This window comes from Streptomyces sp. NPDC037126 (assembly GCF_055605965.1).
The window spans coordinates 344,356-356,258 of record NZ_JBVJTD010000006.1; the positions used below are offsets into that span (position 1 = coordinate 344,356).

An 11,903-nucleotide genomic window follows, 5' to 3' on the forward strand; every position below is an offset into this window, starting at 1 on the left:
CACCGGCCGAGGGCGGCACGAACCGCTTCCGGGCCCGCGACGGCGCGCACCGCTTCCGGGCCTGCGACGGCGCGTACCCGTCAGGGCCGGTGGCGGCGCGCACCGTTTCCGGGCTGCGACGGCGCGCACCGCTTCCGGGCCTGCGACGGCGCGTACCCGTCAGGGCCGGTGGCGGCGCGCACCGCTCACTGGCCGATGGAGACGGACAGCCGTCAGGGGCCGGGGGTTGGCGGACAGCCGTCAGCGGCCGAGGGAGGTGGACAGCCGTCACCGGCCGGGGGCGGCGCGCCGGTCCGCCCGGCGGTGCGCGCCACCCGGCGGACCGGCGCGGCGCGCGTCCGGGGGAGGGGTCAGTCGCCGGCAGGCAGGGCCCGGTCCAGGATCGCGTCCAGGCCGGTCCCGGTGGGCAACGTGCCGAACGCGTGCCCCCAGTCGCCGCCGAGCCGGGTCGCGCAGAAGGCGTCCGCGACCGGGTGCGGTGCGTACCTGACCAGCAGCGAGGCCTGGAGGGCGAGCGCCATCCGCTCGACGAGCCGGCGGGCGCCGGCCTGGTCGGTTCCGGCCAGGCCGGCCCGGAGCGCGGACACGGTCGCGTCCAGCCGGGCGTCCGCCCCGCGCGCGAGGGCGAGTTCGGCGAACAGGGCCTCGGCGGTGTCCGGTTCACGGCCGAGGGCGCGCAGCACGTCCAGCGCGTTGACGTTCCCCGAGCCCTCCCAGATCGACAGCAGCGGAGCCTCCCGGTAGTGCCGGGGCATGCCGGAGTCCTCGACGTACCCGTTGCCGCCGAGGCACTCCAGGGCCTCGGCGGTGAACGCCGGACCCCGCTTGGTGACCCAGTACTTGCCGACGGCCGTGGCGATCCGCCGGAAGGCGCGCTCCCCGGCGTCCCCGCGCACCGCGCGGTCCGCGGCCCCGGCGAGCCGCAGGGTGAGCGTCGTCGCCGCCTCGGACTCCAGCGCGAGATCGGCCAGGACGTTGCGCATCAGCGGCTGGTCGATCAGCCGGGCGCCGAACGCGCTGCGGTGGCGCGCGTGATGACCGGCCTCGACCAGCGTCTTGCGCATCAGCGCCGCCGAGGACATCACGCAGTCCAGGCGGGTGCAGTTGACCATCTCGATGATGGTCTTCACGCCCCGTCCCTCGGGGCCGACCAGCCAGGCCACGGTTTGGTCGAACTCCGGCTCGGAGGAGGCGTTGGAGCGGTTGCCCAGCTTGTCCTTGAGCCGCTGGATGCGGAAGGTGTTGCGGCTGCCGTCCGGGAGCACGCGCGGCACCAGGAAGCACGACAGACCGCCGGGGGCCTGCGCCAGCACCAGGAAGACGTCGCACATCGGCGCCGACGTGAACCACTTGTGCCCGCGCAGCGTGTACACGCCGGGCTCGCCCGTGGGGGTGGCCGTGGTGGTGTTCGTCCGGACGTCGGAGCCGCCCTGCTTCTCGGTCATGCCCATTCCGGCGAGCAGCCCGGGCTTCTCCGCCGGCACCCGCAGTCCGGGCTCGTACTCCCGGCTCGTGAGCAGCGGCTCGTAGATCTTGGCGAGATCCGGCTGTGCGCGCAGCGCGGGCACGGCGGCGTACGTCATCGACGTCGGGCAGCCGTGGCCCGCCTCGGTGTGTCCCCACACCAGTCCGCCCGCGGTACGGGCCACATGGGCGCCGGGCCGCTCGTCCGCCCACGGTGCCCCGGCCAGGCCCTCCGCGACCGCGCTGCGCATCAGGTGGTGCCAGCTGGGGTGGAAGTCGACCTCGTCGACGCGGTTGCCGTACCGGTCGTGGGTGCGCAGCACCGGCTCGTACCGGTTCGCCTGCTCGCCCCACTCCTGCGCCTGCGCGCTGCCGGCGTGCGCCCCGAGGCGCCGGATGCCGTCCTCGGCCCAGTCGGCACCCTCCCGGCGCAGGCCCTCCAGCAGGGCCCGGTCGTCGGAGGCGTCGTAGGGGGCCAGGGGCGGGGCCTGGTTGGTGACGTCGTGCGTGCCCTCGTACAGGGCGTGCTGCGGCTGGATCTGCGTGGGGGACTGCGCGGGTGTCGAGACCATACGGTCATGTTGCACTCTCGCTGCGGTCGTAGCAATGATGCAACAAGAAGGCGCACGTAAAGTACGTGCCCATGCGCATGAACCTGTCGGCCGGACCCGGTGCGGCCGGCCTGCGGCCGCTGTCCGCCCGGTCGGTCGTGCTGAGCATGCTCCTCGGCGTGCACCCGCCCGAGCTGCCGGTGAGGGACCTCGTGCGGCTGGTGGAGCCCTTCGGCGTCGGCGGCTCCACGCTGCGGGCCGCGCTGAGCCGCATGGTCGCGGCGGGGGACCTGCGGCGCACGGACGCGGTCTACGCGCTCAGCGACCGGCTGCTGGCCCGCCAGCGCCGCCAGGACGAAGCCGTGCACCCCCGCACGCGCGCGTGGCACGGCGACTGGGAGATGGTGGTGATCACGGCGACGGGCCGCGGACCCGCCGAACGCGCCGATCTGCGCGCCCGGTTGACCGCCCTGCGGCTGGCCGAACTCCGCGAGGGCGCGTGGCTGCGCCCGGCCAACCTCGACCGGCCTCTGCCGGACGATCTGTCCCGGGTGGCGGGAACGTACACCGCGCGTCCCGGCGAACCGCCGCACGACCTCGTCGGCCGCCTCTGGCCGCTGGACGCCTGGGCGGACACCGCCCGCGAGCTGCTCGCCGGGTCGGACGGCTCCCCGCACCCGGCCGACCGGCTGACCGCCTTCGCGGCGATCGTGCGCCATCTCGTCACCGACCCCGTCCTCCCGCCCGTGCTGCTCCCCGCCGACTGGCCGGGCGAGACCCTGCGCTCGGCCTACGCCGCCTACCAGAGGGAGTTGGCCGCCTCAGTGGGACACAGGGAACGCGACGCGTGACGACGAGCCACCGCCGCGAGTCCCTGCGGGGCGTGCACCGGCGGCCGGGTGGCGGACATGGGGGAGAGGTGCTCCGGCGTGTGTCCCGGCGGACCGCCACCGCTCGCTGAGCACCGGCCGGCGGGGTGGCGGCGAGGTGTCCGGCGTGCGCCCCGTGCCGCGTCCCCGCGGGGCGTGTACCGGTGGCCGGGTGGCGGCCGGTGTGGCATGGCGGAGAGGCGCTCCGGCGCGCGCGTCCTGGGCGGTGAGGAGAACGGGGCGGGCACTGCGCGTCGGGCGTCGGCCCGTGTCGGCCCATGGTCGTCGCGCGTCGGCGCCGGGAGCGCTCTCGGCAGAGGCGGTCCCGTGGTCGGGTGGTGCGGGTGGCGCGTACGCGGTCCGGAGCGTTCCCTGGGAATAGGTGGATGACCAGCACGGTCGCGGGCACTCGGTGGGGCGATCGAACGTGATCTCACCCGAGGAGAGTCATGGCTCAGCAGACATCGTCGTCGGCCCTCACCGCTCCGCTGCGCGGGGCGGCCTCGGCACTGCGCAGGGTGCCCGGTGCCGGGATGGTGGGCAGGGCCGCGGAGGAGACCCTGGGCAAGGTCGGCGCCATCTCGCCCCGCGGCCGGCGCATGGCGGTGTACGCCGGGGCCGGACTGCTCGGAGTCGCCGGCGTCGTGGAGTGGCCCGTCGCCGTGACCGGCGCGGCCGTCGCCTGGTTCACCCAGCCCCGGCCCGCCCCGCAGGCGGACGCGGACGCGCGGGACGCCGAGCCCGCGCACGACCTGGGCACCGCCGCGGTGCGGACCGGCACCGGGACCCCCGAACACGCCCCGGCGACCGAGGCGCGGCCACCGGGCGCCCCCGACGCCTCGGCACCGAAGGCCTCGGCCGGCCCGCTCGGGCCCACGGCACGGCCCGACCGCACCACGCTCTGAGGAGGGATCAGTGCTCCATCTGCTGACGGTGCCGTCGGCCGCCGCCCGTGTGGCCGCCGCACCACGGTTTCTCGCGCGCGCTGCGGCGCCGGCGGTCGGGGCGGCCGCCGGCGCCGCCATGGGAACGGCGCGCGCCGGAGTGCGCGGCGCGGACGCCGCCGTACGTGTGGCGAGGGTCGCCCGCAACGTCCTGCCCGGCGGCGACGGCCACTGGCGGTCCGGTGCCCGGGCGCACCTGGCCGTGCGTCCCGCGGACCACGAACGGGTGCGCGGCGCGGGCGGCACGGCGCGTGTGGCCCGGCGGGTGGCCGAGACCCTCGCCGAGCGGCCCGACGTGCTCTTCGCCTACTGGGACGAGGGCCTCGCGCGCCTGGTGGTGACCGCGACCGAGGAGGAGGCCACCGACGGGGTCGTCGAACACGCCGCCGCTCTGGCCGCGCGCCACGGCCTGGATCTGTCCGCCGGTGACGTGGAGGAGACCACGCATCCGGCGGACCCCGCCGGGGTGCGCACCGCGGTGGCCACGCTCGCCGCCGATGGGCTGGGCATCTGCGTGGCGATCACCGCGTACGCGCTGCGCCTGCCGCCCTCGCCCCGGCTGGTGGCCGCGGTGGTGACGCTGCTGCGGGAGAACCCGCGCTTTCGCGCACTGCTGCGCGCCCGGCTCGGCGACGCCCGGATGGATCTCGCCCTGGCCTGCGCGAACGCCGCCGTGCACGGCGCCGGGCAGACTCCCACGTCCCTGCTGCTCGACGGCACCCTGCGGGCCTGCCAGCTGGCCGAGACGGTGGCCCGCGCGGCCGCCTTCGACGCGGTGCACGACGAGCTGGTCGGGCCGGACCGCGTCAGCCTCGCCCCGGACGGTGCCGAGCGGCCGCCCCTGCGGGAGTCCCCCGCGCAGCAGTACGCCACCCATGCCTCCGCGGGCAGTGTGCTGGGCGCAGCGGCCACGCTGCTCGTCAAGCACGACGGCGCCGAGGCGGCCGAAGCGGTGCTCGCCGGTTCCCCCAAGGCCGCCCGTTACGGCCCCGCCGCCTTCCACGCGGTACTCAGCGCCATGCTCGCCCGGACCGGCGTGCTGGTGCGCGCCCCCGAACGGCTGCGTCAGCTGGAGATGACCGGCACCGTCGTCCTGCACGCCGGTGCGCTGCGCGGCGACGGGGACGAGGCGGACCCGTGGGCCGAGCCCGTGCTGGACGCCGCCCGCCGGGCCGGTCTGCGGGTGGTGCTCGTCGACGACCCCGCCCTGGAGGACTTCACGAGCCTGGTCGACCAGGTCGTCGACGCCCGCCGGCCGCTGGACGACGTGGTGTACGGGGCGCGCGGCGAGTCGTCGGGTGCCGTGCTGACGGTGGCCCGTGTGCGCACCGCCGACGATCAGGACGTCCTCGCCGCGCTGAACGGCAGTGACGTATCCGTCGCCCTCACCGACCGGGACGGCGCGGTGCCCTGGGGCGCGGACGTACTGGCGCTGCACGGGCTGCCCGACGTGTGGCGGTTGCTGACCGCGATTCCGGCCGCCCGCGCGGTCGGCCGGCGGGCGCAGACCATGGCCCGGTCCGGTGCCGCGCTGTCGGGGCTGCTCGTGGCCGTCGGGGAGTCCAAGCACGGCCAGGGGCGCCTCGCCATGCTACCGGGGCTGCGGCACGCGCCCGTCGACGCCGCGGCCGCCTCCGCCCTCCTGTCCGGGATCCGCTCGGCGCTCGGGGTGGCGGCGTCCGGCGCCCCGCACCCCCGCGCGCGCGTGCACTGGCACGACCTGGACCCGGACGAGGCACGGGAGCGGCTGGACCGGGAACCCACCGCCGAGCGCACCCCCTTCGGGGACCTGACCGCCCGCGTGCGCGCCGCGGCCGAGGGGGTCACCCGGCACCCGGCCGTGGCCCCCGCACGCTGGACCTACGAGCTCGGCCAGGCCGTACGCGGGGAACTCCACGACCCGCTCACCCCGGTCCTCGCGGTCGGCTCGGCCGCGTCGGCCATCCTCGGCTCCGTCGTGGACGCCCTGCTCGTGGTCGGCGCCCTCGACCTGAACGCACTCGTCGGCGGCATCCAGCGGCTGCGGGCCGAACGGGCGCTGTCCGGGCTGGTCGCGGAGCAGAAGCAGAAGGCACGCGTCGTACCTCCGAAGGAGGAGGCGCCGGCCGGTGGCACGCGCACCGTGGAGGCGGGCAAGCTCCAGCCCGGCGACGTGATCCAGCTCAAGGGCGACGACGTGGTGCCCGCCGACGCCCGGCTGCTGTGGCAGGACGGTCTGGAGGTCGACGAGTCCGCGCTGACCGGCGAGTCCCTGCCGGTGGAGAAGCAGACCGACCCCACCCCGCACGCCCCCGTCGCCGACCGGCGCTGCATGGTCTTCGAGGGCACGACCGTGGTGGCGGGGGAGGCCCGAGCCGTCGTGGTCGACACCGGCGACCGCACCGAGGCCGCCCGCGCCGTCCACCTCGCCGCCCGCACGCCTCCGGCGGGCGGTGTGCAGGCCAGGCTGCAGGACCTCACCCGCAAGGCGCTGCCGCTGACCCTGGCGGGCGGCGCCGCGGTGACCGGGCTGGCGCTGGTGCGCGGCACCCCGATCCGCGAGGCGGTCAGCGGCGGGGTGGCGGTGGCCGTGGCCGCCGTGCCCGAGGGGCTGCCCCTGGTGGCCACGGTCGCGCAGCTGGCGGCCGCCCGCAGGCTGAGCCGGGGCGGTGTCCTCGTGCGCACCCCGCGCACGCTGGAGGCGCTCGGCCGGATGGACACCATCTGCTTCGACAAGACCGGCACGCTCACCGAGAATCGGCTGCGGCTGGTGCGCACCACGGACGCCGACGGCAAGGTCCGCGGGGTGGACGACGCCGGGTCGGCGGACACGGTACGGGTGGCGGCCCGGGCCTGCCCGAAGGTCAACGGCGGTACCGACCGGCCGGTGCACGCCACCGACGAGGCGGTCATCGACGCCGCGGGCCCCGACCCGGACTGGACGCAGCTGGCGGGCCTGGCGTTCGAGGCGGCGCGCGGATACGCCGCCGCCGTGGGCCGCACCCGGGACGGCCGGCGCGTCCTCGTGGTCAAGGGCGCCCCGGAGACCGTGCTGCCCGCCTGCCCCGGTCTCCCGGAGCCCGTCTCCGGCACGGCGGCCGAGCTGGCCGGCCGCGGCCTGCGGGTCCTGGCGGTGGCCGAACGGCTCCTCGACGACGGCGAGGAGGAGTCCGGCGTCCTGGAACAGGCCCTGCGGGAACTGGAGTTCACCGGTCTGCTGGGACTGTCCGACGTACCGCGCGAGACCTCGACGGCCCTGGTGAACGGGCTGCACGCGGCGGGCGTACGGCCGGTCATGCTCACCGGCGACCATCCGGAGACCGCGCGGGCCATCGCCGCCGACCTGGGCTGGCCGGAGGACACCGTGGTGGTCACCGGTGACGAGCTGGCGTCCGCGGACCGCGCGGCCCGGGCCCGGATGCTGCGCGACGCGGGCGTGGTGGCCCGGGTGGCGCCCGAGCAGAAGCTCCAGGTCGTGGAGGCGCTGCGGGACGCGGGCCGGGTGGTCGGCATGGTCGGCGACGGCGCCAACGACGCGGCGGCCATCCGCGCCGCCGACATCGGCGTCGGCATCAGCGCACGGGGCTCGGCCGCCGCGCGCAACGCCGCCGACATCGTGCTGACCGACGAGGACCTGACGGTACTGATCGACGCGGTCGGCGAGGGCCGTGCCCTGTGGCACAGCGTGGCCGACGCCATCGCCATCCTCATCGGCGGCAACGCGGGCGAGGTCGGCTTCGGCCTCATCGGCACGCTGCTGTCCGGCCGGGCGCCGCTGTCCACCCGGCAGATGCTCATGGTGAACCTCTTCACCGACCTCTTCCCGTCGATGGCGGTGGCCGTGACGGAGAAGGAGGGCGAGGCGGACCTGGCCCACGTGGAGGAGGCCGCCGGAGTGCTCGGTGACCCGCTGCTGCGGCAGATCAGGCACCGGGCCCTGACCACCTGCCTGGGCGCGCTCACGGCGTGGCTGATCGGCCGCTTCACCCCGGGCACCGCCCGCCGCTCCAGCACCATGGCGCTGTGCGGGGTGGTCGGCACCCAGCTGGTCCAGACCCTCCTCGACCGGCGGGACAGCCGGCTGGTGCAGATCACCTCGCTGGGCTCCGCGGCGGCCCTGGTCGCCGTCGTCCAGACGCCGGTCCTCAGCAACGCCTTCGGGTGCACCCCGCTCGGCCCGGTCGCCTGGGCCGGGGTCGTGGCGGCGATCGGTCTGGCGCTGGCGGGACAGCGGGCGCTGCCCCGCCTGGAGGAGACCGTCGTACGGCTGCTGCCGGACAGGTCCTAGGGCAGTCCTAGGGCCTGTCTGACAATCCCCTCTGCCGCGCGACGCCATGCACGCACGCTCGCCGCGCGGCCGCCCTTCGGGCGACGCGCATGGTCAGACAGGCCCTAGCGGAGGGGCGCTCAGACCGACCGGTGGTACTGGTCCGGCACCCGCACCTCGCCGCCCAGCTCCCGTGCGGCGTGCCGGGCCCAGGAGGGGTCGCGCAGCAGTTCCCGGCCGAGCAGTATGGCGTCGGCCTCGCCGTTGGCCACGATCTTCTGGGCCTGCTCGGCGTCGGTGATCAGGCCCACGGCGCCGACCCGCAGCGGGGTCTCGGCCTTCACCCGGGCGGCGAAGGGGACCTGGTAGCCGGGGCCGGTGGGGATGGTGGCTCCGGAGGCGTTGCCGCCGGTGGAGACGTCGAGCAGGTCGACGCCGTGGGCGTGCAGGTCGCGGGCGAGGCGGACGGTGTCCTCCGTGGTCCAGCCGCCGTCCTGGAGCCAGTCGGTGGCCGAGACGCGGAAGAACAGGGGCTTGTCCGCGGGCCACACCTCCCGTACGGCGTCGACGACTTCGAGGGCGAACCGGGTGCGGTTCCCGTACGAGCCACCGTAGGCGTCGGTGCGGTGGTTGGAGTGCGGGGAGAGGAACTCGTTGATCAGATAGCCGTGGGCGCCGTGGATCTCGACGATCTCGAAACCGGCGGCCAGCGCCCGGCGGGCGGCGTCGGCGAACCGGCCGACCACCTCCTTGATCTGGTCGACGGTCAGCTCGGTGGGCACCGGGTGGCGTTCGTCGAAGGCCACCGGGCTCGGGCCGAACGGCTGCCAGCCGCGGGCCTCGGGGCCGAGCGGCGCGCCGCCCTTCCACGGCTGGTCGGTCGAGGCCTTGCGGCCGCCGTGCGCCAGCTGGATCGCGGGGACCGTGCCCTGGGCGGTCAGGAAGCGGGTGATCCGGCGGAAGGCCTCGACCTGGGTGTCGTTCCACAGGCCGAGGTCGTAGGGGGAGATCCGGCCCTTCGGCGAGACCGCGGTCGCCTCGACGACGACCAGACCGGTGCCGCCGGTGGCGCGCGCCGCGTAGTGCGCGAAGTGCCAGTCGTGCGGGGCACCGGCGAGCGGACCGTCCGGCTCGGCCGAGTACTGGCACATCGGGGACATCCACACCCGGTTCGGGATGGTCACTTCGCGCAGGGTGATGGGCTCGAAGAGCGCGCTCACGACGGACTCCATTCGTCACGGACCGCTGGTCTACTCGTACGATAGACCTCGTACTACGAGGAGTGTCAAACTACGAAGACCCTCGTACTATGGGAGGGAAGAGTTCCGTGACGAAGGGCCGGCCGACGTGACCGACACCGCCGCAACCGGCCGGGTCCTGCCGCACCCGGCGCGGGAGGAGATCCGGCTGGAGTCCGTGCTGCACGCGCTGTCCGATCCGGTGCGGCTGCGGATCGTCCGCGAACTCGCCGCCGGCGAGGCGGAGTTGTCCTGTTCGCACTTCGAGCTGCCGGTGACCAAGTCCACCACCACGCACCATTTCCGGGTGCTGCGCGAGAGCGGGGTCATCCGGCAGTGCTACCGGGGCACGGCCAAGCTGAACGGCCTGCGCCGGGACGATCTGGACGGCCTCTTCCCGGGGCTGCTCGACTGCCTCCTCGCCGCCGCCGGGCGACAGGCCCACCGGCTGGGCGACGACGCCTGAGCAGCGACGCCTGAACCGGCCTTTGCCGTAAGGCGGTCGAGAGAGGGGTCGGGGCGACCGGGGGCGGGTCGCGCCGCTATGCCGACCGTGCCGCTCCCAGCAGGGCGTCCCAGTCGGAGAGCTTGACCACCCCGCGCCCGAGGCGTGCACCCAGCTGCGCCTCGGCCCGCTCGATCGCCAGCCAGCCGCCCCAGGTCACGGGCTCGATCCCGGCCAGTCGCAGCGCCGTCACCGCGTCCGCGGGCACGTCCGCGCGCGCCAGCGCGGGGGCGTCCGACAGCAGGGACGTCACCGTCTCCTTGGCGCAGGAGCGGTTGCTGCCGATCACGCCGCTCGGACCCCGCTTGATCCACCCGGCGACGTACTCGCCCGGCGAGGCCGCGCCGTCGCGCACGACACGCCCCGCCACATGCGGCACCGTGCCGGTCGCCGCGTCGAACGGCAGGCCGTCCAGCGGCACTCCGCGGTAGCCCACCGAGCGCAGCACCAGCTGCGCGGGCACCTCCTCGTACCGGCCCGTGCCCCGCACCCCGCCCCGCCCGTCCGGCTCCGTGCGTTCGAAGCGGACGGCGCCCACCCGGCCCTCGTCCGCCAGCACTTCGACCGGGCGCAGGAAGAACCGCAGCCCGATGTGCCGTGTCGCGCCCGCCGGGGGCCGGGCGGACCAGTCGCGCAGCACCTCCAGATTGCGGCGCTGCGCCGGCGTGAGCGCGTCGGAGGCGGCCGGGTCGAGTGCCAGGTCGGCCGGATCCACGGTGACCTCGGTGTCCGGCAGGGCGCCCAGTTCGCGCAGCTCCTTGGTGGTGAAGCGGGCCTGCGCGGGGCCGCGCCGGCCCACCATGTGCACCTCGGTGATGTCGCTCGCCGCCAGCGCGTCCAGCGCCGCCTGCGGCATGTCCGTCGGCCGCAGCTCCGCCGCGCCCCGCACCAGCATCCGGGTGACGTCCACCGCCACGTTGCCCACGCCGACGACCACCGCCGAACGCACCCCGCGCAGGAAGCCCGCGTCGGCAGCGTCCGGGTGCGCGCTGTACCAGGACACGAACTCGGTCGCCGACCAGCTGCCCGGCAGCTCCTCGCCGGGCACCCCCAGCCGGCGGTCGGTGGCGGCGCCCACGCAGTAGACCACCGCGTGGTACATCTCGCGCAGCCGCTCCACCGGAAGGCCGCGGGGGCCGCCCACGCGGACCCCGCCGAGGAACCGCACCCGCTCGTGCTCCAGCACCGAGCGCAGGTTGCCCTGCAGCGACTTGATCTTCTCGTGGTCCGGGGCGACGCCGTACCGGACCAGGCCGTACGGGCACGGCAGCCGGTCCAGCACGTCCACGCGCACCTCGGCGTCCTGCTGGACGAGGTTCTGGGCGGCGTAGCACCCGCTCGGCCCGGAACCGACGACGGCGACTCGCAGCACGGCGTACTCCTGACGGGGAAGGAGAGTGCGCGGACAGTTTCAGCATGGCACCGCCCGGGGCCCGGCGGCAGAGGCCGGCGGGGTGACGCGGACGCGTGTCCTTTTGATGGGGTGTGATCATGCGGTTACGTTGCGTGTGTGCTAGAAGCATCCTTTCTTGATCTTTCTGATCGGAACGCGGAGGACGGCGCGGTGTCCGTGTGGCCCGCGTGGGAGGTGCGCGAGCACGGCGGCCTCACGTCATGGCTCCATGCCCGGTTGTCCTTCCCCGACGGCGCCCGGGTCGACGTCCTGGCCGTCGTGAGCGGGGGATGCGTGTCCGTCGAGGACGTGACCGCCCGCCCCGCCCTGTCGCTCGACGACCTGACGGTGCTCGCCGACTGGATCGAGGGGCCGCTGTACGAGGCGTGCCGCGCGGCGGCCGGGAAGCGGTCCGCCGACGGCGAAGGCCGTGACGGCGGCCCGGGGGCGGGCGGCGGCCCGGCGGGTGCGGGGTACGGCGGCCCGCGCCGTGCCCGGACGGCCTGGCCGCGCGGCATCGAGGGCCGCCTGCTGCTCGCGCGGCAGTACCGCGCGGCTCAGAAGGAGGGCCTGGACCCGGTGCTCGCCGTGATGGACGTGACCGGGCAGAGCCGCCGGCGCTCCCTCAGGCTGATCGCCCAGGCGCGGGACGCCGGTCTCCTGTCGCCCCGTCACGCACGGCGCTGACCCGGG

General features: G+C 75.7%; 8 protein-coding genes. 5 read left to right on the forward strand and 3 right to left on the reverse strand.

Annotated features, from left to right (window positions below; genetic code table 11):
* Window positions 1-350 precede the first annotated feature (350 nt).
* Complete coding sequence (locus ACZ7FF_RS17415) at window positions 351-2,036, reverse strand: acyl-CoA dehydrogenase family protein (protein WP_470813058.1); 1,686 nt, start codon at window positions 2,034-2,036, stop codon at window positions 351-353.
* Window positions 2,037-2,107: 71 nt separating this feature from the next.
* Between ACZ7FF_RS17415 and ACZ7FF_RS17420 the strand changes: the two genes are divergently transcribed.
* From ACZ7FF_RS17420 to ACZ7FF_RS17430, 3 genes are all read left to right on the forward strand, one after another.
* Window positions 2,108-2,866 (forward strand): PaaX family transcriptional regulator C-terminal domain-containing protein, encoded by a 759-nt coding sequence (locus ACZ7FF_RS17420; protein WP_470813059.1) that lies wholly within the window; start codon window positions 2,108-2,110, stop codon window positions 2,864-2,866.
* Between the two features lie 467 nt (window positions 2,867-3,333).
* Window positions 3,334-3,789 (forward strand): hypothetical protein, encoded by a 456-nt coding sequence (locus tag ACZ7FF_RS17425; protein WP_470813060.1) that lies wholly within the window; start codon window positions 3,334-3,336, stop codon window positions 3,787-3,789.
* A gap of 10 nt (window positions 3,790-3,799) precedes the next feature.
* Window positions 3,800-8,095, forward strand: coding sequence for an HAD-IC family P-type ATPase (locus tag ACZ7FF_RS17430; protein ID WP_470813061.1), 4,296 nt, complete (start codon window positions 3,800-3,802; stop codon window positions 8,093-8,095).
* A gap of 119 nt (window positions 8,096-8,214) precedes the next feature.
* On the opposite strand, the gene ACZ7FF_RS17435 is transcribed toward ACZ7FF_RS17430, so the two are convergent.
* The gene (locus ACZ7FF_RS17435; protein ID WP_470813062.1) at window positions 8,215-9,294 is read right to left on the reverse strand and encodes an NADH:flavin oxidoreductase/NADH oxidase; all 1,080 of its coding nucleotides are present in this window, start codon (window positions 9,292-9,294) and stop codon (window positions 8,215-8,217) included.
* Window positions 9,295-9,421: 127 nt separating this feature from the next.
* Between ACZ7FF_RS17435 and ACZ7FF_RS17440 the strand changes: the two genes are divergently transcribed.
* Window positions 9,422-9,778 carry an ArsR/SmtB family transcription factor gene (locus ACZ7FF_RS17440; protein ID WP_470813063.1) on the forward strand — a complete coding sequence of 119 codons (357 nt, stop codon included), beginning with the start codon at window positions 9,422-9,424 and terminating at the stop codon, window positions 9,776-9,778.
* Between the two features lie 76 nt (window positions 9,779-9,854).
* Here the strand turns inward: ACZ7FF_RS17440 and ACZ7FF_RS17445 are convergent, their stop codons facing one another.
* Window positions 9,855-11,189: an FAD-dependent oxidoreductase gene (locus tag ACZ7FF_RS17445; protein ID WP_470813064.1), complete on the reverse strand. Its 1,335-nt coding sequence runs from the start codon at window positions 11,187-11,189 to the stop codon at window positions 9,855-9,857.
* A 192-nt stretch (window positions 11,190-11,381) separates the two neighbouring features.
* Between ACZ7FF_RS17445 and ACZ7FF_RS17450 the strand changes: the two genes are divergently transcribed.
* The gene (locus ACZ7FF_RS17450; protein WP_470813065.1) at window positions 11,382-11,897 is read left to right on the forward strand and encodes a DUF6214 family protein; all 516 of its coding nucleotides are present in this window, start codon (window positions 11,382-11,384) and stop codon (window positions 11,895-11,897) included.
* Window positions 11,898-11,903 lie beyond the last annotated feature (6 nt).